The organism is Paenibacillus sediminis (assembly GCF_017873765.1).
GTDB lineage: Bacteria > Bacillota > Bacilli > Paenibacillales > Paenibacillaceae > Paenibacillus_AG > Paenibacillus_AG sediminis.
On sequence record NZ_JAGGKP010000006.1, the window covers coordinates 68421 to 91290 of the forward strand.

Here is a 22870-nt window from a genome sequence, read left to right on the forward strand (position 1 = left end):
ATTTCTTCTTGCATTTATAAATGAATGGCGCCCCCGACCACAGCTCTTGCAGCTTCGCCCATAATTTCCGCTAGAGAAGGATGAGGATGAATCGTCTGAGCGACTTCCCATGGAGATGCGTTCAAATATTTAGCCAGCGCTCCTTCTCCGATTAAATCAGACACATGCGGACCGATCATATGAACACCCAGTACATCATTCGATTTCTCATCGACCACTAACTTCACAAATCCATCGTGCTCACCATAAATAAGTGCCTTGCCTATGGCCTTGAAGGGGAACACCCCTGTATTAACTCCGAACCCTTCATGCCTCGCTTCAGCTTCGGTCAAGCCTATACTTGCAATCTCAGGGCGGCTATACGTTACTTTAGGTACCTTGCTGTAGTCGATCGGAAGAGGATTCAGACCTGACATATGTTCAACAGCCGTTATTCCTTCATGAGAAGCGACATGGGCCAATTGCAGCCTGCCAATCACATCGCCAATCGCATAAATATGACTTTCAGCCGTTTGAAAATGTTCATTCACCTGAATTACGCCGCGCTCCACTTTCACTTCTGTATTCTCGAGTCCAATGTTCTCGACATTCGCCGTACGACCGGTGGATACTAGCATTTTCTCTGCATGAAAGATAGTCCGTTCTCCGTCCTTCTCGGCCTCAATCGTTACTGTACCTCCTTCCTTCACAAGCGTGTCCGGCAATACTTTCGTATGGGTATAGATTTTGATGCCTCTTTTTTGAAGCAATCGCGTCATTTCGCTGCTAACCTGAGCGTCTTCCAGCGGAAGAATGCGATCCGCAAACTCAGCGATTTGCACCTGGGCTCCTAAGTCGTTCAATAAAGAAGCCCACTCAATGCCAATCACCCCGCCTCCAACAATCAGAACCGATTGAGGTAACGATTCCAGCCTTAAAGCTTCGTCACTGGTTATAACATACTCTCCATCCACTTCAAGTCCGGGAAGCATACGCGGTCTGGAACCCGTAGCAATGAGCAAGTGCTTAGGAACGATAATCTCCGATTCTCCATTGCTGCGGGTAACTGCCACCGCTCCTGCCAGCGGGGAAAAGATAGATGGAGCCATGATCCGACCTTCCCCTTGAAAAACCTCAATATTCCCTTTTTTCATCAAATATTGAATGCCTATATACAGTTGATCCACGATGCCTTGTTTGCGTTCCTGCATTTTCAAAAAATTAATGGATAGATCGTTCACTTCAACTCCGAAATCAGAGCTGCGGGATACGGTATGATACACCTCAGCCGAACGAAGAAGGGCTTTGCTCGGAATACATCCTCGGTGAAGGCAAGTACCGCCAAGCTTATCCCGCTCTACAACAGCTACCTTCATCCCTAATTGGCTGGCGCGAATTGCGGCTACATAACCGCCGGTTCCCCCGCCTAACACGACTAAATCGAACTCATCTGATGCCATTTCCTTAAGCTCCTCTCGTTCTATTTCAGCCCTAATCCACTTTGTAAGCGTAACCAAAAATCAATCTTTTAATTTCCAAATAAATACATTTTTATCGTATCACTCAAAAAAAATGATTTGAAATACCCATTTCGTATGCGTCTCATATCTTTTAGGTATGCACCAAAATAAAAAGACCGCTAAATCAAGTCACTTTTGTTACAATGGAAGCGAGATTTATGTGAATTTTTTGAGATGAAAAAGCGGTGAAAACCGAAACAAACAAGCTGCCACGCGGCAGCTTGTTTTAGGATGTTTGTATGAAGAAAGGTTGTATGAGGAATAGTGACTCAACGTTGCTCTATTTCATGCTGGAATGTGTCAATAAAAGCTTGCGCGCTCTTGGAAAGATATCGGTTCTTCAGCCAGACGATACCAACCTCGGATTGAAATGAGGTATCCGGTATATCCAGCATTTTAATCTCCGATATCGGAAATGAAGACATGACAGACTTAGGCAAGATTGTGGCTCCAATACCGGTGACCACGAGGGCAATAATAATCGCTACACTTGAACATTCGCAAATGATATTCGGTTCAAAGCCGAAGCGTCTGCACTCATCTACGATTTTTTCATGAAGCCTTATCGTCTTGTCACTCTTTAATGCTAAAAGCGGCAGATCAGCTAACCCTTTCATCGGAATGGATTGCTGCGACGTTAAAAAATCCCACGTCCTTGGAATAACTGCAACAAAGGGGTCGGAGGGCAGCCGTAAAATCGAATATCTAGACGAATCATAATTCGACTCAAAAGGAAGTCTCGTCACGACCAGTTCAATATTCCGATTCTCCAAATATTCGCCGAGTGTAAAGTGGTCGCCCTCCAAAATTTTAAAAATGACTCGCGGGTGTCTTTCGTGAAAATGACTAATTTTCGGCGGAAGCAGTGAAATGCTAGAAAACACCGAGCCGACAGATAACGTTCCCTGCAGCCCATTCTCAATATCTTTTACTTCTTTGATCGTTTCGTTAAAATAGTCCAGCAAGCTCTCCGCTCTTCTCTTCAAGCTTTCTCCTGCTGGAGTCAGCTTCATTTGCTTCCCTTGACGATCGAATAAAGTTACGCCTAGCTCTTGTTCAAGCAGTTTAAGTTGTCTGCTTAAAGGCGGCTGTTCCATATGCAGCACTTTGGCAGCACGAGTAATTTGTTCTTCTTTGGCAATGACCAGAAAATAGCTCAGCTGCCTGATGTCCATCATAAATCCCCCTTTCAAAGGCATTTAGAAGGAGTGGTATATCAGTGGAGCAACCGTACGTCTGAATAATTTCCTGTTATGCGTTCATTCGTCTTGAACGGATGCGTTCCTCTGCAAGGTGATCTGCTGCTAAATAAGCAGGTATTCCTTCGCGGCGTGAAATATCAAAGACTTGGGAAACAGTGTTGTAAATTTCCTTCACTTTACGATATGCCCGCTCACGGTCATATCCGTTCCATTCCTCAGCAATATTAATGACGCCTCCAGCATTAATGACGTAATCGGGCGCATACACGATGCCCATCTGGTGAATCTGTTCACCGTGCCGCGGTTCCTTCAACTGATTGTTTGCTGAACCGGCGATTACTTTTGCTTTGAGTCGGCCGATTGTATCGTCATTGATTGTGGCGCCCATTGCACAAGGAGCGTATATATCGCACTGAACGTCATAAATATCTTTCGGGTCAACCGCTATAGCACCATATTGTTCTACGGCTCTCCGAACAGCTTCCTGATTAATGTCGGTCACAACCAAGTGCGCACCTTCTTCATGAAGATATTTACACAGATGAAAGGCAACATTCCCCACACCTTGGACTGCTATTGTTCTGCCTGTCAGAGAATCCGTTCCAAAAGCTTCTTTGGACGCTGCCTTCATCCCATGGTAGACACCAAAAGCCGTTGCAGGAGAAGGGTTCCCAGAAGATCCTTTGCCAGATTTACCCGTTACGTACTTCGTTTCTTGATAAATAATATCCATATCCTCAACGGTTGTGCCAACATCCTCGGCCGTAATATAACGTCCTTGTAGCGACTCTACATATCGTCCAAATGCGCGAAGCATGCCTTGATTTTTATCTTTTCTCGGATCACCGATGATGACGCTCTTGCCTCCGCCGAAGTTAAGCGACGATACAGCATGCTTGTAGGTCATCCCTTTAGCAAGCCGCATAGCGTCTTCGATTGCAGCGTCCTCGGACCCATAATTCCACATTCGAAGTCCGCCGAGCGCAGGTCCAAGTGTCGTATCATGTATCGCAATAATCGCCTTCAGTCCCATCTGTTTATCCTGGCAGAATACAAGCTGTTCATAATCATCTTGCATCATCGTTTTGAAGAGTTCCATTTCGATTCCTCCAGTTATTTGTAAGCGATTTCAAAAACATCCACTATCAGTATATCCATTATATCAATAAAGGGAAAGCAAGGAAAGTTTGGCATAATAAGTAAATAAAAAACACCCGTTTTATTCGGATGTTTTTTTGGCATAAAAATATAATCAGCAATTATAGCAAACCTGCTTCAACCAGACCGTTGCGAATGCCTTTCTCGTCGACATGCGTCGTAACAAAGTCAGCGAACGGAAGCAGCTCTTCGTGGGAGTTGCCCATAGCTACCCCAAAGCCAACCAGATCCAGCATCTCTTTGTCGTTCAGACCGTCACCGAAGGCAACTGCATCTGCAGCCGTCAAGCCGAGCTCTCTAAGCAGAGCTTCAATTCCTTGCGCCTTCGAGCCGTCCGTAGGCAGTACGTCCATCGCCTGCGGATGCCAGCGAATCAGCTTCAAACCAGGCAGTTTGGATTCATATAAATGCTCTTCATGACTTTCACAATGGAGGAACACTTGATAAACACTGTCCGTCCGCCAAAAATCTGGATTGTAGCTAGGCAGTTCATCGACCTTGAGCGACTCTACAGAAGCCTTAACGAACGGATGATTCTCCTTGCTCGCAAAGAAGGAATGCTCTCCCTCGAATACAAGTGCGTGATTATGCTGAGCAGCGAGCGTAACAAGCGTCTCCAGATGGCTCTTTGGAATTTCACGCTTGTACAGCGGCTTCCCTTTATATACGACATACGCGCCATTCAAGGTCACGTAAGATTCAATGCCAAGCTTCTCAGCAAGCGGTTTGATGAAGTAAGGCGCTCTGCCTGTGGCGATTACGGGTTCAACGCCCCGCCCTTTCAGTTCACGGATGGCTTTGACCGTATCCGCTGGAATTTCCTTTTTCTCATTGATTAACGTTCCGTCAATGTCAAAAAATACAATCTTGTAGCTCATGTTGTCCATTTCTCCTATCCTATATGTCATCTGTCCTGTTCTATTATTTACTTCACTGCCTTTTGGATCACATTGCTTACTTTCCATAGAATGTCATCCATAGAAGCCGGATCATGAACATCGTATTCGTCAATATTCAGCCGAAGGACAGGACACACTTTAAACTCGTTAATCCAATCCGAATATCTTTTATACATTTGTTCCCAATAGGACGGGTCTGTCTGAATTTCCATCTCACGTCCTCGCTCTTTGATTCGTTTTAGAATCGATGGCAGACTGCCTTCCAAATAGATCAGCACATCTGGATGCGGAAAATACGGCGTCATGACCATAGCTTCGAACAAGCTCGTATACGTCTCGTAATCGGTTTGGGTCATCGTGCCTTGGTCAGCATGCATTTTGGCGAAAATACCGGTATCTTCATAAATGGAGCGGTCCTGAACGAATCCGCCCCCTGCTTCAAAAATTTTCTTCTGCTCCTTAAATCGCTCTGCTAAAAAGTATATTTGTAAATGAAAGCTCCATCTTTCAAAATCGTGATAAAACTTTTCTAAATATGGGTTATGATCGACTTTCTCAAACGATGTTCTAAAACCGAGGTGCCTAGCCAATTCAGCTGTTAAAGTCGATTTACCAACGCCGACTGTACCGGCCACTGTAATCAGTGCATTACTCGGGATTCCGTATTTATTCATCGTATTAACTCCTTTACTTGAGAGGCGATTTGCGCAAAATGTTCTGGGTTCTCAACGAAATCGATCTTAGTCCCGTCAATCGTTATGATCGTCGTGGACGGCTCTCGAGCTGCAATAGACGACATCGCTTCATCATAATCCTCTATCAATTGCTGCAAATAGGCGGTGTCCATATTTTGTTCGAATGACCGTCCGCGTTTCTTAATTCTCTTAAGCAGCGTATCAAGGTCAGCTCTAATATAGAGAATAATGTTCGGTTTCGGGAGATCATCGGTGAGCAAATGATAGATTTGACGGTACTTGTCCCGTTGTACGCCTTTCAGTGTCCGTTCGGCAAAAATGAGATTTTTATAAATATGATAATCAGAAATAACTGGCTTGTTCTTTGCAATATACTGAAGTCCAGTATCCTCTAGTTGTTTGTACCTGTTGCAGAGAAAGAACATTTCGAGCTGAAAGCTCCACTCGTCGATATTCTGATAGAACTTATCCAAAAACGGATTTTCTTCGACAATTTCCTTAACAACCGGAATATGCAGTTCGTTTGAAAGCATAGTAGCGAGCGTCGTTTTCCCAGCTCCGATAGGGCCTTCAACTGCAATAAAAGGGCCTTGTTTCATAACATCCTCCCGTGCGGCATTGTCAGTGACAGACTAATATATTGTACCACAGGATTATCTCTCTCCCACAGTAAAATTTTAGCGAATATATTCCGAAATTTGGTAATTATCTGCAAAAAAAGAAAACCCTTCTACGGGTATAAAAGGGTTGTATATGTCTGATTATAATTAACAAAGGAGAACAAGAGCACCCTCAACACGAGAGACTCTTATACTTTAATCTACTACTTCATTCATTTTCTTCTGATTAGTCATGCAATAGGATTGCAAACGTTTTGTCGCTTCTTCTTCATTCCATTTCCACTTAAATTCGTACATTTCTGCAGAGCCCTAAAGTTTTCTGTGTCTTCTGCATGTCCCAATCCCCCCAGAAGCAAAAATCTTGGTTATAAATCTAAAACAACAATTCCTTTTTGGGCCCGTGAGACACAGGCAATTATCACTTTCTTAGCAACACGTTCCTCATCATTTAAAAACGAGTCGCGATGATCCACTTCTCCATCCACCACATCAATTTGGCAGCTTCCACACCCGCCTATCTTGCAAGCATAGGGAATTTCAACTCCACATGCGAGCAGCGTATTCAAAAGACTTTCATTCTCCGGTACTTCCAGAATTTTGCCGCTTCTACCAAGCTTCACTTGAAAGGCGTTCAATGGTCCAGTATGTTGTGTCTCGAACCATTCGTAGTGAATGTTTTTTGCCGGATATCCATATTTTCTGGCTTCTGCCGCATATTCCTTCATCATTTGAGCAGAACCGCAAAAGTACACATGGGTGCCAATATATTGATTTTCCATGATTTTCGGACTCATCCGGTTCTTCTCACTTGAAAAATAGAAATGAACCTGTCTGGGATACATTGTGATCAGATCTGCAAAAAAGGCACACATTTCTCGAGATGGGGATGCATAGTGCAGTTCAAATGATTTTCCCTGTTTTTTTAATTCCCGCATCATCGCAAGAAATGGCGTTATACCGATACCAGCAGCGAAGAACATATGATGCTTCGCTTCAAAACTAAGCGGAAAGTGACTTCTAGGGTAACTGATTTCGAGTTGGTCTCCCTCTTTCATATAATCATTCCAATACACAGATCCGCCCCTGGATTGCTCACTTCGCTGAACCGCGATTTGATAATATCCATCCGCTTTCGAATCATTGATTAAAGAGTAATGACGTTCGATGAGCCGGTCATTATACATCACATAAGTTGTAATATGAGATCCTCCGCTGAAGCGAGGGAGGAGAGAATCGTCCGCAGACCAGAGTTTAAAGCTTTTTACTGACGGGGATTCATATTTGATGTCTTTCACTATAACTTTGAGTCTACCTGATGTCACTTCACTTCCTCCTCCCTCATATTGCCTTTATATTGCCTAAATAGGCACCTAGTCTCTTGGAATATTGATTTGAAACGTCCAGTATGGTTCTACAGTGTTCGCACTGTACTTGGGTGTTTTGATTCCCTTTGGTCAGTTTGTAACATCGAACACAAAATACATATGGAGTCATTTCACCATAACCTTTAAATTGAAACAACTCATCTGAAAATCCAACATCCTCGGCGATTCTCTTCAAACGATCGACCATAGGCCAGGCTCCTGCCGCAAAAATATGAGTTCCGATCTTTTGCCAGCTTAACAAAAAGTGTACATCTTTATTTTGAAATGAGATCGCCGTCGGCATACTGTCCTGCCACAATTTGTAGTTGATTTGCTTTCCTGTGATCTGAAGTTCATCGGTAACGAGCAGAATCATGTCTATATGAAGATTTGCAAGCATTTCCATTACGGTCAAGCTTTCAAGAAGTGCAATTTCTTCAATAAATAGAAGCACTTTCTGGGTATTCGGCTGTAGCACGAACGATAATGGGGACAAACACTCCAATTGGAAGTCATGAGTTCGAAGCTGGTTGAGAACATTCAACCGTTCCTCGTCTGTCAAAAAGTAGGTATCGATAAAAATCCGGTACATACCGACCTCCTGATATGGGGCCGTAAAGCGAATCGGAAGTGAAAAAGACTGGTGCTTAAATCGAAGCTGTTCAGCGGCGCCATGATAAAAATTGAGGGATCCGGTCAACGTCTTCACTTCCAAAACGTAAATATAATCCGATATTCGTTGTTCTTGTATCAGTTTTAACCTTACGGCTTCCATACGCACTCCCTCCGGTCCTATTATGAAATGGACTCTATCTGTTTGCTCAAATATGCTATCATTTTATCCTTATAAGGAAGATAACCTTTATACTCTGACATATAATCGGGCGCATCAAGCAGTACATGATAAAATTGCTTCGCCCATTTCTGGTTTTGAGTTAATTCTTCAAGCGAAATCAAGTGCGTATGCAGACTAAATAAAATGCCATTACTGCCAGGCAGCCGAAAAAGTCTCTGATCCTCAACCCTTAAATAAACGAGGTTACCTGCATTTTCTGTGGTGACATTTTTCTTTTTCGGCGACCACTCATCAAACGATTCACGAAAGACGGGAAGCATTTTCTCAACGGTCGTGGTCCAGCTCGGCCTTCTAAAAGGCATCCCCGCTTCCATTCTCATTAAAAATCCCAAAACCTTTTCCGCCATACGGCTGCTATAAAATTCAGGAACAGGTTTATGAAATTCCAAAAAAGGCGTTCCTATGTTGAAGCCAATCGACCAGTTATTAGGGAAGCAAAGCTGTCCAGCATCCAAATATAGATTCCCATCCCTTTGTCCCAAATAAAACAAATCCTCCTGCACATGCCGACCTATAAAATCCAGTGGCTCAAAAGGTAATGTGGATGCATCGCCGAAAGTAAAGGATTGCCTCTCCCCCAATAGGAGATTTTCGAACATCCAGTGGTCACCATCTTTTTCGAGGTGGAAATAATGAGGATGCTGCGTTACCATTTCGTGAACGATGAACTCTAAAATTTCCCATTGTCCATTCATTGAATGCGGCATTGACTGATACGCGTGCTCATGCCGATCTTTCAAAATGTTCCGCTTTAATTCAATTTCTTCAAAATATTCAGGCGTAATGTCCAGCAAAACACGCGGTTCAAGCTTGAAAGAATCATTTGAATATCTATAGGAATCCCCTTTAAAAGGAAATGGGAAGCGATCAAGTAATGGCGTATCCGGAATTGCCCTTTTTGTCTGAAGAAGTTCGCGATTTTCCATTCTTATCCCTCCTTATCTAGATTCGGTGACCATTATTCCGTCCCTTGTATCGTCTTCTTCAGCCCCAAATCGGTCTGTTCCAATCCCCTATTTCCTTTACCTCTATTAATCCGATCATGCACAGCTTTATACGCACCTAGATTCGGACCTTTAAAATTTTTCCGTGCCCGCGTCACGTACATAACGGCCAACAATACGAGCAATACGGCGAATACTTTTCCTGTAGCATAGTGCAGCGTAAACTGTTCTGTTATCTTGACATCATTAGGTGCTAGGACAAATAAAATATCGATAAACAGAATCCAAACGACAGCAATCAAATTTACGCCAATACTCCAGTTTCCGAGCGACCAAGGTCCGTCGTCCTTTTTGGTCCAACCCCCTCTATACTGCGCCCTCAGCTTAAGCAGAAGAGGAACTAAGTATGAGGTATGTAATCCGATTACACTTAGAGAGGTCACAACTGCATACACGTTATCGAAAATACTGCAGACAAAAGCCAGAATAGCCGTTAACCAAATGGCGTTTTTAGGTGTGCGGAACTTCTTAGAAATACTTCCCCAAAATTTCGAAATCGGCAGCCCGCCATCACGCGAAAAAGCGAAAATCATTCGTGATGCCGAAGTAACGCCGGAAAGCCCGCAAAACCACATCGCAAACGTAACCATCCATAGGATGATTTTCCCGAAAATTCCCCCCATCGCCTGCTCAATGACGACAATAAATGCATTGGAACCAGCGGCAGCTACGGCTTCCGGATCCTTAATCGACAATGTCACTAGAGCAAGCATAATAAATCCGAAAACACCCGATACAACTACAGATAAGTACACGCCCCAGGGTGCACGTACCTTCGGATCCACCGTTTCTTCACTGGTATGAGCGGAAGCGTCATATCCGGTAATTGTCCATTGCGCTTGCAGAAGCCCAACCAAGAAAGCAAACCAGTAAGAAGTCGTGCTGTTCACTGCAGTCGAGAAGCTTGTGTCGAACAAATAACCAACGTCTTTCGAAGGACCAAAATAAATAAGCGTTCCAATAATAAGACCTGCGCCTAACAAATGATAGATCGCGGAGACACTGTTAAGCTTAGCAACAACCTTGATGCCGACATGATTCAATATGGCATGGCTGATCAAGATGATGGCATAGACGGTCAAGATTTGCGTTTTGCTGGGTTCCTCAAATAATAGAGATGAAGCGAACCCTGCACAACCAAAGTCAATACCTGCCACAACCGTAACTTGACCGATCATATTAAACCAAGCGGAGAACCAGCCCCAAGATTTCCCGCCCAAAATGGATGCCCAATGATAAATCGCACCGGAGGTTGGAATTGCCGAGGTCAACTCCGCGAGTGAAGCCGATAAAAACAGAACGAATAAGGTCACTAGCGGCCAGCCCATCCCCATTACAGCAGGTCCGCCCTGATTAAAGCCAAAACCGTAAAGCGTAACTGCTCCGGTTAGAATTGAAATCACCGAGAATGAGATGGCGAAATTCGAAAAACCTCCCATGTCCCTTAGTAATTCTTGTTTGTACCCAAAGGCATTTAGACCGTCGCTTATTCCACCCTTTTGCCGAGCAAACCGTATCCCTCTACTTGCTTTCATAAATATAGACACCATGACAACAATCGCAACTATAATAATCGTCGGTCCCAAAACCATATCTCCGCCTCCTATGGCAAATCATTTTGTCTTTTAAAAGTAACAACTCGTCTTTTCTACCGCGAAATAGTTTGAAAATACAGTGTTTCTGATTTTCACCTCCGAAATTACGGTTTGCAGCTATGTCCTTCTTCCGTTGTCTTTCTGTAAAACAAAAAGAGCACTTCGAATCCAGCACCGCTTCCCGCAGAACTAATACAAAGCGCCCTTGCTTTACAGACTATAAATTTTTTAATATAACCGCTTGATTCTGCGTCTTGCGACTCATATTAATACACCAAAATCGCGAAGTCAACATTTATGTTAGAAAACATTACATAAAACGTATGATATTTTTTAATTTTTTGGATTTTGTGTTAATTAACATGACACAAACTTGCATCTTTATGTTATAGTGTGTCTATAAATGGATATCGCTTGAAATAGAAGCAAAGGCGCTTTTAGACAATTCCCCTCTGTTGAGAGGGTTCGTGTAAGCGTCTTTATCTCTATAAACACCGTTTTATAGGAAGGGAGGTGAATGGAATGGAACAGTGGATCACCAGTATCGGATTGGATATCGGCACCAGTACGACCAAGTTTATTGTAAGCCGTCTTCTGATAAAGCAGACCAATGACCGTTTCAATCTTCCTGGATGCCGTATCGCAGATCGCAAAGTCGTCTATTCCAGTCCTATTTATACAACTCCTCTAAAGAACGATTATGAAATAGATATGGAATCATTAACCGATCTATTAGTCCACGAATACGAGCAATCTGCTATCGGACTTCAGGATGTAAATGCAGGAGCGGTCATCATTACGGGCGAAACCGCCCGCAAAATAAATGCAGAAAAAATAATTCATTATTTGGCGGAGCGCGCAGGGGATTTCGTAGTCGCTACGGCTGGTGCGGATTTGGAGGGCATATTGGCAGGAAAAGGATCGGGGGCTATGGAACGTTCGCAGCAAATTGAAGGTATCGTAGCCAACGTCGACATCGGCGGGGGTACAGCAAACATCGCTTTATTCCAAAACGGCAAAGCCATTCAGACTTTCACCTTTCATATTGGTGGAAGATTGATTCGCTTGAATGAATCGGGCGAAATCGAATATGTATCCGAGCAGATCCAACCTTGGCTTCAGTCCATCGGCTGTCAACTAACGGCGGATGTAAAGGCAGGATATAACCAACTCTTAGAAATATGCAGCACCATGAGCCACTGCCTGCTGGCTTATATCTCGGGCAATCCCGTGTTTCAAAGTCATTTATTACTCATGGAGGGTGCCCCTGAACAAATACCTGCCATCGAAGAAATCATCTTCTCGGGCGGAGTTGGACGGATGATGCAGCATGAGTCCCCTCGGACGCTGCCAGAAGTGGCAAAGCACAGCGATATCGGTCCACTACTGGCGTATACTTTAACACTCGCTACTCGGTATTATCCCATTCGAGTCAGGCCGGCAATCGAAACCACAAGAGCAACGGTGATCGGCGCAGGAATGCAAAATATCGAAGTGAGCGGGGCAACCATTTATGCGAATCCTGATCATTTACCGATCAAGAACATTCCACTGCTGACGATCCCGGCCACCGAAAAAGGCGAATGGGCCGCCGAAGCCTTTGAACATCGTCTGTTCGAAGCTCTGTACCATGCAGCCCAATTGTATGACATGAAGAACGGTAGCCCCTTGGCACTTGCATTATCGGAAGTTCCCTACTGTACCTACGAGCTGCTGCAAAGCTTAGCCGACTCCATTTGCCGAGCGTATAGCATTTGCATCCCGGAATCATCCCATATCATCTTTATTTGCGAGAACGATATGGCGAAAGCGCTTGGTCAAGCTTTAGCCAAGCGTTGCGGGAGGGGCAAGATCGTCATCTGCCTTGACCAAATTGATTTTACTCACGGAGATTATATTGACATTGGAATGCCCGTATCAGGCGAGGCGGTTTCCATCTCCATTAAAACGCTGGCATTTGCTTAAAAAACGCGAGGTGATCTACATGTATAAAAAAGCTACGGTATTAGGACACACCTATTCCTTCCATCATTTGAAAGAAGTTATGGCCAAGGCCAATGAAGAACGTTCCGGCGACCAGCTGGCGGGAATAAGCGCCGAAAATATGAAAGAGCGCATGGCAGCCAAATCTGTGCTGGCCGATTTGACTTTAGGTGAGATCCGCAATTCCCCTCTTCTACCTCCGGAACAAGACGAAGTTTCCCGAGTGATTGAGGAAAGTGTCAGCACGCCCGTGTATGAGCGTATTAAAAACTGGTCGGTAGCAGAATTGCGCGAATACATTTTGAACGACGAAACAACGGGAAGCGACCTGTTACAACTAAGCGAAGGACTAACGAGTGAAATGATTGCCGCGGCAGCGAAAATTATGTCCAATCTTGACCTCATTCAAGCTGCATCCAAAATCGAGGTGATTACGCACTGCCAAACTAAAATCGGACAAAAGGGTGTGCTCTCTTCCAGAGCCCAGCCTAATCACCCTTCCGATCATTTGCCAGGAATGAGAGTTTCTTTGTATGAGGCGTTAAGCTATGGAATTGGAGATGCGGTCATCGGCATCAACCCCGTGATCGACACGACTGATAATATATACGCCTTATTGGTTGAGACGAAGGACATCATCGACCGGTTTGCGATTCCAACCCAAAACTGCGTATTGTCCCATGTCACCACACAAATGAGAGCCATTGAAAAAGGGGCGCCAGCCGATTTAATATTCCAGAGCCTTGCCGGAACGCAAATGGGTAATGAGTCATTCGGTATCTCGATCCCACTGCTCGAAGAAGCTAATTCGCTCATCTACGACAAAGGTACGGCTACTGGCCCTAACCGTTGGTACTTTGAAACAGGTCAAGGATCGGAACTATCCTCTGAGGCGCATTTTGGTATCGACCAAGTTACACTCGAGTCCAGATGCTATGGATTGGCCAGAAAATTCAATCCGTTTATCGTGAACACCGTGGTCGGCTTTATAGGCCCCGAATACCTGTACGATAGCAAACAGGTCATTCGAGCAGGTCTAGAGGATCATTTTATGGGGAAAATGCATGGTCTTCCAATGGGTGTTGATGTTTGTTATACAAACCATATGAGAGCTGACCAGAACGACATGGATACGCTCAGTACGCTGCTTTCCGCAGCAGGTGTGAATTTTGTCATTGGCGTTCCCATGGCGGATGACTGCATGTTAAATTATCAATCCTTAAGCTTCCACGATATAGCCACGCTGCGCAGTATATTTCATTTAAGTCCCGCTCCCGAATTTGAGAAATGGTTGGAAAGGGCTGGGATCATGAGAAATGGTGCACTAACGAAATCGGCAGGTGATCCTACCTTGTTCATGAACAAGGTGTAACTCGAAGGAGGATAATTCCGATGATCAACAAAGATACAAACGAGCAAATCATACGACTTAAACAGCATACTCCCGCCCGCATCGGGGTAGGACGCACGGGAACCCGACCTTTAACGAAGGGTTACTTATCTTTTCGAATAGATCATGCGGCGGCCGTCGATGCCGTTTTTGGTGAAGTTTCGGAAGACCTGCTCCGGCAGTTTCAGTTATTTACTGTCGAGACTCGTTTCGAAACGAAGGAACATTATTTAAAGCGTCCCGATCATGGACGGATTCTTTCCGAGAAAGCTTGCGAGGTCATCAAGGAGCGCTGCTTTCCCGCTCCTCAAGTGCAAGTGGTCGTTTCGGACGGATTAAGCGCGAATGCTATCGAGGAGAATTTGCCGGATGTGTATCCGGCATTAATGGATTCCATCTCCGCCAACGGATTGCAGACAGGTACACCTTTCTTTGTAAAAGGCGGGCGGGTCGGCTGTATGGACGCCATAGGAGAGCTGCTGAAGCCAGAAGCATTTGTTCTGCTTATTGGAGAACGACCGGGACTCGTATGCGCTCACTCTCTAAGCGCCTATATGTGTTATCGGCCTCGCAAAGGAACCAAAGAGTCCGATCGCATGGTCATTTCTAACATTCACCGAGGAGGCACCCCCCCTGTTGAAGCTGCAGCCCACATCGGGACGATCATCAAAAAGATGCTCGAACAACAAACAAGCGGTGTAAAGCTGATGCTTTGATTAGTCAGACACTGCAGCGGTAATCCATTCCGATAATATCATGCTTAAAGCCATAGTATAACAATCACTAGTAATAGAACTGAATACAGATTTGATAATATCCCCCCTCGTGGTATCTCAACACTGCGGACCGGAGGGGGACTTTTCATTCTTCCCTCTGCATGACTCCCCCTCCCTTAAGCCATACTGTTAAAGTAAAATTTACACAGCACCGCAGGAGGGTACCGATGGTCAATCATAAATGGCGAATTCCAGCTATGCAAGGGCTTGGTTTTAGGCTGGCCAAGGGACAAGTTGTTAGAGTGACTGATGTGGAAGGTGAGCAAGTGGCTGACTTTGCAGCTTATCGTGCGGATGATACGAGTGAGCGCCTCGATCCAAGCGTTACATTGGACGCTCTACGTGCAATAAAAGTCAAGCCAATGGACATTATCTACTCTAATAAATATAGACCGCTGCTTACCGTTATGGCTGATACTGTAGGTAAGCACGATTTTATTAACTCCGCATGTCGTCCTGAAATGTATGAACTGCTGTACAATAAGCAGCACCATGCGAGCTGCTATCATAACCTGAATACAGCACTTGCTCCGTTCGGCATTCCGGCACCTGATCAACACTACTCACTCAACTTATTTATGAACACAGTCATTCATCCTTCCGGACAAATCAGCATAGAAAGGCCGTTATCCAAACCCGGAGACTATATCGAGCTTCGCGCAGAAATGGATCTAATCGTGGGCATATCTGCTTGTCCGTGTGAAGAAAGCGCATGTAACGGCTATAAATGTACACCTATCGATGTGGAAATCTTGTAAGCTACTTCTAATAGATAAATTCCTTGAATACAATGACTTGTACCAAGTCATTCGATATTCAAGGAGTGATCTGAATGAACACGTTTTTGACCTATATGTTTCTCGGCATTTCATTATCGGCGCCAATTGGTCCTATCAATGCCGCCCAGCTCGATAAGGGAGCCCGCTACGGTTTTACTCATGCGTGGCTGGTCGGTCTTGGCGCAATGTGTGCCGATTTATTGTATATGCTCCTAATTTATTTTGGTTTAGTTCATTTCTTAAATACTCCGTTTATGAAAACATTTCTGTGGTTGTTCGGCTGCTTTGTGCTGGTCTATACAGGGATAGATTCGCTCCGAAATATGAAACAAACGCCCGAGATCGGTACCCGAAAAGTGCAGTCAGTTGCGAGCTCTTTCCGCTCCGGATTTCTGATGGCGCTCATGAACCCTCTTAACATTTTATTCTGGCTTGGTATTTACGGCTCCATTCTGGCGAAAAGTGTGCAGAGCGATGGCAACACTCATGTGCTTTGGCACAGCTTAGGCATTTTTGCCGGCATTTTGTTATGGGATATTGCCATGGCAATGCTGGCGAGCACCTTCCACAAGTTCGGGAATCGCACTACCCTGAAGATCATCTCAGCCTCGGCTGGCATCTCCCTTATTGGCTTTGGCATCTATTTTGGTTATCAGGCTGTAGTACAGCTAATCAATTGACGCTTATCCATGGGCATTCACCCAATAATCCTCCTTCGCATAGTATGCTTCGTACTGATGAAGGAGGTTTTTTGCATGGCTCAATTGCACACCAAAGACTGGCTCGATCATCATCTAGACGATCTGCCGAATTGGCAACGGGATGCATTTCGTGAGTTCGGCCATATGATTGCTGATCCCGGAAATACGTACCCTTGCGTACCTGGACGTCAAGGCTTCCTTACCAATAACTTACGGTTCGCATTCATACCCGATCCAACATCCGAACAAGCCATTATAGACGTCGCGAATCTCTTGCAGCAGTATGGCCAATGTTCACGTGAGACAGGCAAATATGCATCACTCGTTATTTTCTTCAACACACCTCAAGAGATGTTGAATTCCTTCTCAATAGAAGATTACGAGCAGTTGTTTTGGTCGGTCCTAAACCAAGTTAGTGCTAAAGATCATACTCCATGGCCGGAACATATTTCGATGGATCCAACTCATCATTCATGGGAGTTCTGCTATGACGGACATCCGTATTTCGCCTTTTGCGGAACACCTGCACATGAAATTCGGAAGAGCCGCCATTCCCCTTATTTTCTCATCGCATTTCAGCCAAGGTGGGTATTCGAAGAAATCAACGATTCGACCTCTTTTGGACGTAATATAAAGAAAATTATTCGTAAAAAATTAATGGATTACGACGGCGTTCCGGCACATCCTTCTCTGAAATGGTACGGACAAGAGGATAATCAAGAGTGGAAACAATATTTTCTGCGGGATGATGATAGCGTTCCATCTAAATGCCCTTTTACTTATATGAAAAATAAATTTAAAGCGATAGGCGTCAGCTTTCATAAATAGAGTCAAAACAATAAAAAACCTAGCACAGCCTTTCAGCATATGCTAGGTTCTTGCCGTTATTAGTGTAGAGCAGCTGATTTATTATTAAGCGGCATTTGCGGCATTCCGGTTGCTGGAACGAACGCGCTTAACATTTGCTGCATATCTGAGGATTGCAATTGAGGTACTTGGTAGTAGCCTTTTTGGTTTTGGTACAAGAAAATTTCATACGCCATTTCGATAAAATTCTGTACTTGAGAAGCCAGTACACGTCGCACAACCGGGTTCGTCACTTCGACAGCACTCATCGTTAGAAGCGAAGCATGCGTTTTGATCAATCCCAACATATGTCCGCTAATCCCTGCATCCTTGATATCAGCCAGTGATTGATTTGGTTTCTTCGGCTGACTTGGCTTCAACCCATATGTCGGTGCTGTCATTTCTTTGATCATGTACGTAGACGTTTCTTGGCTCGGCTTCTGCCCCGTTGTGAAACATTCTACCGTTACATTATACTGTGAAAGCATGAAATTGTATTGACGGTCCAAAATATCCAGAAGCTTGTTATCTTGTACGTACTGTCTGAAGATCATGTATTGATCGAGCACATTGATTGCACCAGATAACACCTCATGCATATCAAAAAGCTCATGACCCCCATGATTCATTTGCGGCGTAACTGGTGTCTGGTTGGTCGTTTGGGGTTGCTGCTGCATGTTGAAGTCTCCTTTGATGTATAAATGGGATAACAACGATAATATGGGTTATATTATGGAATTTTATGCTCTGCGCAGCGAATGTAAGTAAGTTTATTTAGATTGCTCATACATCCAGTCAATAGCTTCTTGGGTTTTGTAGGCAGGCACCCATGAGAAATGCGCCATTGGGGCAAGAGGCATCGCGACATAGCCTGGTGCATATTCTGTATATTTCACTTTGGTACTGCCTAGTTCTTTCAGTGCAGCGACCATATCTCTCGTACCATGAATCATAAATTCAGGCATATACAGATCCATCTCTCCTGTAACTTTAACGACAGGATCATCTGCTGCATGGAACGCCCAGATTGGTTTATCTTTGATCGCTTCAACCTTCGTTAAATCACCACCGCCGCACACCGGCATCGCTGCCGCAAACAAATCAGGATTTCTCTCTAAAAAGCCCCACGTTCCGAATCCGCCCATTGAGAGGCCCGTAATGTAAATACGATTCGTATCCACTTGGGGATTGCTTACAGCGAAATGGACTAATTCAAGCGTTGTTTCATAAACACTCTTCTCTAACCATAATCCGCTGGCTATCAAAGGATTTTGTGGAGCTAGCACAAAGCTTGGATGTTTGGCTTGGTTGTCCTTCGACGCCCATACTGTCGCCCCCATATTGGCAAGCAATGGCGCGGCATTATTTACGCCTCGCTCCCCATTGCCGTGAAGGAAAATGATGAGCGGGTACTTCTTGCCGGCCTCTAACTTAGGTTCATATAGACGGTAGTCAATTTTATTCCCCGTTTCACTTATAAAGGTGAGCGCTTCGAAGCTGTCTACTACTGCGTTAACCTCGTTGCCGCTTTTTTGCTTAGCACCTGAAGCGATCTTCGTTCCATCCGCTGCAGTAATATCTGTTTTTTGCGTCACATAGTAGATCAGTTTATAAAGTATATTCTTACCAAGTACCGAATCATAGTACATCGTTCCTGCATTCGTATCTTTGGCAGTATCCAATTCAATAATGACATACTCACCCGTTTTACTTGTTGCAGCTACAGCAGGCGAGTCATTCGTATATACCTTTGTAATCGTTCTAGGTGCCGTAACTTCTCCTAATGCAGCTTCTACCGTAAAGTCAGTTGTTTTGAACATGGAGCCAACGACCGCTTTGTTATATTTAATCGCCACCGCATATACAACTTCGCCTAAAGGTGTCGTTTCTTTTAAAAGAGTAATATTTTTGTTCGCCGCTAAGCCGTCCGACATATCCGCCAAATACCCAATGCGACTCGCTTGATCAATGATCTTCACAATCTCTGCACGGGATATCGGAGATAATGGTCTAAATGTTCCATCGGGAAATCCATTAAACAGATCCTTTTTGTACAACGTGTTTACCGCGTCTGCTGCATAGCTATGTATAGATGCGCTGTCTTTAAACGGCGTCCATGCTCCTTCTTGAGCTTCAAATCCAAGCACCTTAAAAAGCAACGCTAGTGCATCTTCTCTTGTTACGTTCTGGTCTGGCATTGTCAAAATATGGATAGGGACATCCGCAACATCAGCAACGTTTTTCCCTTGAGAGGCTAATAAATGATTTGCAAGCGCTGTCAATTCAGCGCCCGTTATAGGCTGATTAGGACGAAAAGTCCCGTCACCGTAACCAGCTATTGTCCCATTGCCCGCCCATTTCTCGATCGCATTCTCAGCCCAGTGGCCTTTAATATCTTTCAAGAGCTGTTCACCTCCTGCAGCTGGGGCTGAGGCTCCTGCTGAAATCCCTTCCATGGAAATAAACATGAAGAGTGCGACGAAAATGGCTGTTAATTTATTGGATACTTTATTCATGAATACACTCCTTTCGAAAATAACATATTTAGAGGTTAAGGCTTCTGATATGTTATATGACTGGAATTAAAAAAAAAGAAAGTCTTTTTCAAGACTCTCTTTAAAATGTCGTCATACCCCTCTTTTATTTCCCCATATCCAAGCATGCAGCTGGGGCAGCACTCTCACTTGTTTGAGGTCACTAGACTTCATAACCGTCTCTATCAACCATTCATAACGTTTGAGAAGTCTGGCTAGAAGCCGTTCGTTATTATTTTCCTTGAGATCATCATTGCCAGACTGCAGGTACATCGCGATGTTAGGATATCGTTTATGCACTTGAACTGCATATTCCAAGTCAGTTTCATCAAACACAACCACTTTGAGACTAAATGTTCGGCGATGTGCAGCTAGCTTCTCAACAATTTCATCTAAAACTGCCCAATTGGTATTCATTTGTGAGCTTGGAGGCTTGGGTGATAAAGTTAAATCATCGATCTTCAAAAACCAATCCTGCCATCTGCTTCCTTGTGTTTCCAAAGCAACTTGTATTCCATTAGCATGTAATAAATCAATAAGTTCATCCAGCTGTTTAAGCAGCGCTGGATTACCACCGGAAATGGTTACGTGCTCAAATGTATCTTTCCCGATTTCTTTGAGTTCTTTGAATATATCTTCACACGTCATTAACCGAATCTCGTCCTTAGCAGTTCCATCCCAAGTAAAGGCCGAATCACACCAAGCGCACGAGTAATCACAGCCAGCTGTCCTTACAAACATCGTTTTTTGTCCGATGACCATCCCTTCACCTTGGACAGTTGGACCAAAGATTTCGATCACGGGAATTTGTTGACTCATTTACATCACACCATCTTTCGGGCGATACACGACATAGCTTGTCGGTGTTTCCCTTAAGAACACTTGAAGACATTTCGGTTTATTGGGCTGCCTGTCAAGATGGGACTGAACAATCTCCGCTATCGTTCGAGCTACAACTTCTGTTGTTGGGAAACGTTCCGGTTCCTTGTCGTTAAAGTTAGCTGTATCGTTATTTAATAAAGTATGATCGAAGCGATCATGAATTAATTTCTTGATCACTGCAAAGTTCACTAGAAATCCGCTATGATCCAGTTCGTCCCCTGCTATCGTTATATTTGCGAAATAAGTGTGCCCATGTACGTACTGACACTTCCCGGCATCATCACTTGGAACATAATGCGCCGCGGCAAAATGGAAGTCTTTATTGAGCTCATAACGATATGGATGCTGAACGGATGGATAAATTTGGTGGATCACAACTATCAACCCCTACTTTCTTCTTTTGAGGTAATCATTTAGGCCTTTTGCTCTTAATTTACAAGCAGGGCACTCCCCGCACCCGTCTGCTACGATGCCGTTATAGCATGTTAGCGTCTTATTTCTTACAAAATCGAATGCGCCAAGCTGATCTGCAAGCTCCCAAGTCTCCTCTTTACTCAGCCACATCAGTGGAGTATCGATGACAAACGTATAATCCATGGCTAGGTTCAACGTAACATTTAGAGATTTTACAAATACATCCCGGCAATCTGGATATCCGCTGAAATCTGTCTCACATACACCTGTTACAATGTGCTTAGCCCCAATTTGTTTCGCTAGTACGGCTGCAAAGGATAGGAATAGCAGGTTTCGGCCATCTACGAATGTAGTCGGTAACTTACCATCCTCTGCAACTATATCTATATCATCTCTAGTTAAAGCATTTGGAGCGAGCTGATTCAATAATGACATGTCCAAGACATGATGTTTGATCGATAGTTCCTTTGCAATATTGGCAGCACATTCGAGTTCCAATTTATGACGTTGCCCGTAATTAAACGTAACTGCCTCTACCTCATCGAATTGTTTCATTGCCCAAAACAAACAAGTCGTACTGTCTTGACCACCGCTAAAAACAACTACAGCTTTTTTCTTCATCGTCTCTCATCCCATACTATTTATTTAATCGAACAGTCATGTCGAATATTGTAGAAAGAAATACATATAATAATATATCATTTCAGCTCTATGAAACAACTGTCCAATGACTGGATTTTATCCATCGAATGGTTTGAAAAAAAAGAATACGCCTGTCGGCGCATTCTTGTTTAACTGTTATTGTCCAATGCGATGCGCTCTCCCCATACGAGTCAGATCAGCCTTTCGTTCCGCCTTGCAGCCCAAATCCTTTGGACATGAACTGCTGCGAGAGGATATACATGACAACCGAAGGAATTGCATATAGCACCGAGAACGCCGCTAATTTACCATAGTCGACCATACCGTATTGTCCAAAAAACTGATACAGCTTCAATGAAGCAGGGAAATTCTCCGGTCTTTGTAAAAGGATGTACGGGACAAAGAAATTACCCCAACTCCCGGAGAACGTGAAAATGGCTACCGTGCAAATGCCTGGAATCATTAAAGGCGCGACCACTTTCCGAATGCCGACGAAGACAGAGGCCCCATCGACCCATGCCGCTTCTTCCAAGTCACTTGGCACCGAATCCATAAAGTTCTTCAGCATCCAAATCCCATATGGCATCGATGATGCGACATAGAACAGAATGACTCCGAAAATATTGTCATATAATTTGATGCTCAAGAACAATTGATAGACAGGTACCATAACGGCTGTTATCGGCAAGGAAGTCATAAATAAAATCGTCAGCATGAACGACTTCTTATATTTCAATTGGTAGCGTGACAAAGGATAGGCCGCAAGCAATCCCAATATCACGACAAGTATTGCTTGACCACCGGACATGATCAGACCGATGAGGAATGCGCGCTGATTTCCATGATTCCTGATGACATCAACATAGTTGGCTTCTGTTAGACGATGCGGTAAATTGAGCGATTGCATGGCATTGGAATCGATCGACGCAACAAGAACCCATAGAAGAGGCAGTATGAAACAGATTCCGATCAAGGTAAGAATGGTATACGGCATGATTCGATATATCACTTTACGTTGTTTCGCATTCATA

The 22870-nt window shown here is 44.2% G+C and carries 22 protein-coding genes; 6 read left to right on the forward strand and 16 right to left on the reverse strand.

Annotation, left to right across the window (positions count from 1 at the left end; all coding sequences use genetic code 11):
* Positions 1-14: 14 nt before the first annotated feature.
* From lpdA to J2Z20_RS12415, 10 genes are all read right to left on the reverse strand, one after another.
* Positions 15-1439: a dihydrolipoyl dehydrogenase gene (gene lpdA / locus J2Z20_RS12370; RefSeq protein WP_209850516.1), complete on the reverse strand. Its 1425-nt coding sequence runs from the start codon at positions 1437-1439 to the stop codon at positions 15-17.
* 329 nt (positions 1440-1768) lie between these two features.
* Entirely contained in the window at positions 1769-2674 is a 906-nt protein-coding gene (locus tag J2Z20_RS12375; protein WP_209850519.1) for a LysR family transcriptional regulator, read from the reverse strand.
* Between the two features lie 76 nt (positions 2675-2750).
* A complete protein-coding gene (locus tag J2Z20_RS12380; RefSeq protein ID WP_209850522.1) occupies positions 2751-3800 on the reverse strand; it encodes a Leu/Phe/Val dehydrogenase in 1050 nt (349 codons plus the stop codon).
* A gap of 160 nt (positions 3801-3960) precedes the next feature.
* The gene (locus J2Z20_RS12385; protein ID WP_209850525.1) at positions 3961-4737 is read right to left on the reverse strand and encodes a Cof-type HAD-IIB family hydrolase; all 777 of its coding nucleotides are present in this window, start codon (positions 4735-4737) and stop codon (positions 3961-3963) included.
* 47 nt (positions 4738-4784) lie between these two features.
* A complete protein-coding gene (locus tag J2Z20_RS12390) occupies positions 4785-5432 on the reverse strand; it encodes a deoxynucleoside kinase (protein ID WP_209850528.1) in 648 nt (215 codons plus the stop codon).
* On the reverse strand, positions 5429-6052 hold the full coding sequence (locus J2Z20_RS12395; protein ID WP_209850542.1) for a deoxynucleoside kinase: 624 nt from the start codon (positions 6050-6052) through the stop codon (positions 5429-5431). Before J2Z20_RS12395 ends, J2Z20_RS12390 begins: the two co-directional genes overlap by 4 nt.
* 386 nt (positions 6053-6438) lie before the next feature.
* Complete coding sequence (locus J2Z20_RS18255; RefSeq protein ID WP_209850544.1) at positions 6439-7395, reverse strand: PDR/VanB family oxidoreductase; 957 nt, start codon at positions 7393-7395, stop codon at positions 6439-6441.
* Between the two features lie 16 nt (positions 7396-7411).
* Positions 7412-8212 (reverse strand): hypothetical protein, encoded by an 801-nt coding sequence (locus J2Z20_RS12405; RefSeq protein WP_209850547.1) that lies wholly within the window; start codon positions 8210-8212, stop codon positions 7412-7414.
* 20 nt (positions 8213-8232) lie between these two features.
* Complete coding sequence (locus tag J2Z20_RS12410) at positions 8233-9219, reverse strand: heme-dependent oxidative N-demethylase family protein (RefSeq protein ID WP_209850550.1); 987 nt, start codon at positions 9217-9219, stop codon at positions 8233-8235.
* 32 nt (positions 9220-9251) lie between these two features.
* Positions 9252-10889: an amino acid permease gene (locus J2Z20_RS12415; RefSeq protein WP_209850553.1), complete on the reverse strand. Its 1638-nt coding sequence runs from the start codon at positions 10887-10889 to the stop codon at positions 9252-9254.
* Positions 10890-11414: 525 nt separating this feature from the next.
* Between J2Z20_RS12415 and J2Z20_RS12420 the strand changes: the two genes are divergently transcribed.
* From J2Z20_RS12420 to J2Z20_RS12445, 6 genes are all read left to right on the forward strand, one after another.
* Positions 11415-12857 (forward strand): ethanolamine ammonia-lyase reactivating factor EutA, encoded by a 1443-nt coding sequence (locus J2Z20_RS12420; RefSeq protein WP_209850556.1) that lies wholly within the window; start codon positions 11415-11417, stop codon positions 12855-12857.
* A 19-nt stretch (positions 12858-12876) separates the two neighbouring features.
* Entirely contained in the window at positions 12877-14247 is a 1371-nt protein-coding gene (locus J2Z20_RS12425; RefSeq protein WP_209850559.1) for an ethanolamine ammonia-lyase subunit EutB, read from the forward strand.
* A gap of 20 nt (positions 14248-14267) precedes the next feature.
* Entirely contained in the window at positions 14268-14981 is a 714-nt protein-coding gene (gene eutC / locus J2Z20_RS12430) for an ethanolamine ammonia-lyase subunit EutC (RefSeq protein ID WP_209850561.1), read from the forward strand.
* Positions 14982-15208: 227 nt separating this feature from the next.
* Positions 15209-15799, forward strand: coding sequence for a DUF1989 domain-containing protein (locus J2Z20_RS12435; protein ID WP_209850564.1), 591 nt, complete (start codon positions 15209-15211; stop codon positions 15797-15799).
* A 74-nt stretch (positions 15800-15873) separates the two neighbouring features.
* The gene (locus J2Z20_RS12440; protein ID WP_209850568.1) at positions 15874-16500 is read left to right on the forward strand and encodes a LysE family translocator; all 627 of its coding nucleotides are present in this window, start codon (positions 15874-15876) and stop codon (positions 16498-16500) included.
* A gap of 75 nt (positions 16501-16575) precedes the next feature.
* Positions 16576-17349: a YqcI/YcgG family protein gene (locus J2Z20_RS12445; protein WP_209850571.1), complete on the forward strand. Its 774-nt coding sequence runs from the start codon at positions 16576-16578 to the stop codon at positions 17347-17349.
* A gap of 59 nt (positions 17350-17408) precedes the next feature.
* Here J2Z20_RS12445 and J2Z20_RS12450 read toward each other — a convergent pair whose 3' ends face one another.
* The 6 genes from J2Z20_RS12450 to J2Z20_RS12475 all read right to left on the reverse strand — a co-directional run bounded on the left by J2Z20_RS12450 (position 17409) and on the right by J2Z20_RS12475 (position 22869).
* The gene (locus tag J2Z20_RS12450; protein WP_209850573.1) at positions 17409-18044 is read right to left on the reverse strand and encodes a spore coat protein; all 636 of its coding nucleotides are present in this window, start codon (positions 18042-18044) and stop codon (positions 17409-17411) included.
* 93 nt (positions 18045-18137) lie between these two features.
* Positions 18138-19883: an S-layer homology domain-containing protein gene (locus tag J2Z20_RS12455; protein ID WP_209850576.1), complete on the reverse strand. Its 1746-nt coding sequence runs from the start codon at positions 19881-19883 to the stop codon at positions 18138-18140.
* Positions 19884-19994: 111 nt separating this feature from the next.
* Entirely contained in the window at positions 19995-20720 is a 726-nt protein-coding gene (queE, locus tag J2Z20_RS12460; protein ID WP_209850579.1) for a 7-carboxy-7-deazaguanine synthase QueE, read from the reverse strand.
* Entirely contained in the window at positions 20721-21158 is a 438-nt protein-coding gene (locus J2Z20_RS12465; RefSeq protein WP_209850582.1) for a 6-pyruvoyl trahydropterin synthase family protein, read from the reverse strand. It lies immediately after the preceding gene.
* Positions 21159-21170: 12 nt separating this feature from the next.
* The gene (gene queC / locus J2Z20_RS12470; protein ID WP_209850585.1) at positions 21171-21818 is read right to left on the reverse strand and encodes a 7-cyano-7-deazaguanine synthase QueC; all 648 of its coding nucleotides are present in this window, start codon (positions 21816-21818) and stop codon (positions 21171-21173) included.
* 217 nt (positions 21819-22035) lie between these two features.
* Complete coding sequence (locus J2Z20_RS12475; RefSeq protein ID WP_209850589.1) at positions 22036-22869, reverse strand: carbohydrate ABC transporter permease; 834 nt, start codon at positions 22867-22869, stop codon at positions 22036-22038.
* Between the last annotated feature and the right edge of the window lies 1 nt (position 22870).

Bases quoted from the DNA above. Each gene is read 5' to 3' on its own strand.
- J2Z20_RS12395 (WP_209850542.1), bottom strand. From the start codon at position 6,052: ATGAAACAAGGCCCTTTTATTGCAGTTGAAGGCCCTATCGGAGCTGGG.
- eutC (WP_209850561.1), top strand. From the start codon at position 14,268: ATGATCAACAAAGATACAAACGAGCAAATCATACGACTTAAACAGCAT.
- J2Z20_RS12445 (WP_209850571.1), top strand. From the start codon at position 16,576: ATGGCTCAATTGCACACCAAAGACTGGCTCGATCATCATCTAGACGAT.
- J2Z20_RS12425 (WP_209850559.1), top strand. From the start codon at position 12,877: ATGTATAAAAAAGCTACGGTATTAGGACACACCTATTCCTTCCATCAT.
- J2Z20_RS12385 (WP_209850525.1), bottom strand. From the start codon at position 4,737: ATGAGCTACAAGATTGTATTTTTTGACATTGACGGAACGTTAATCAAT.
- J2Z20_RS12475 (WP_209850589.1), bottom strand. From the start codon at position 22,869: ATGAATGCGAAACAACGTAAAGTGATATATCGAATCATGCCGTATACC.
- J2Z20_RS12405 (WP_209850547.1), bottom strand. From the start codon at position 8,212: ATGGAAGCCGTAAGGTTAAAACTGATACAAGAACAACGAATATCGGAT.
- J2Z20_RS12390 (WP_209850528.1), bottom strand. From the start codon at position 5,432: ATGAATAAATACGGAATCCCGAGTAATGCACTGATTACAGTGGCCGGT.
- lpdA (WP_209850516.1), bottom strand. From the start codon at position 1,439: ATGGCATCAGATGAGTTCGATTTAGTCGTGTTAGGCGGGGGAACCGGC.
- J2Z20_RS12420 (WP_209850556.1), top strand. From the start codon at position 11,415: ATGGAACAGTGGATCACCAGTATCGGATTGGATATCGGCACCAGTACG.
- J2Z20_RS12410 (WP_209850550.1), bottom strand. From the start codon at position 9,219: ATGGAAAATCGCGAACTTCTTCAGACAAAAAGGGCAATTCCGGATACG.
- J2Z20_RS12435 (WP_209850564.1), top strand. From the start codon at position 15,209: ATGGTCAATCATAAATGGCGAATTCCAGCTATGCAAGGGCTTGGTTTT.
- J2Z20_RS12455 (WP_209850576.1), bottom strand. From the start codon at position 19,883: ATGAATAAAGTATCCAATAAATTAACAGCCATTTTCGTCGCACTCTTC.
- J2Z20_RS12440 (WP_209850568.1), top strand. From the start codon at position 15,874: ATGAACACGTTTTTGACCTATATGTTTCTCGGCATTTCATTATCGGCG.
- queC (WP_209850585.1), bottom strand. From the start codon at position 21,818: ATGAAGAAAAAAGCTGTAGTTGTTTTTAGCGGTGGTCAAGACAGTACG.
- J2Z20_RS12450 (WP_209850573.1), bottom strand. From the start codon at position 18,044: ATGCAGCAGCAACCCCAAACGACCAACCAGACACCAGTTACGCCGCAA.
- J2Z20_RS12375 (WP_209850519.1), bottom strand. From the start codon at position 2,674: ATGGACATCAGGCAGCTGAGCTATTTTCTGGTCATTGCCAAAGAAGAA.
- queE (WP_209850579.1), bottom strand. From the start codon at position 20,720: ATGAGTCAACAAATTCCCGTGATCGAAATCTTTGGTCCAACTGTCCAA.
- J2Z20_RS12380 (WP_209850522.1), bottom strand. From the start codon at position 3,800: ATGGAACTCTTCAAAACGATGATGCAAGATGATTATGAACAGCTTGTA.
- J2Z20_RS12415 (WP_209850553.1), bottom strand. From the start codon at position 10,889: ATGGTTTTGGGACCGACGATTATTATAGTTGCGATTGTTGTCATGGTG.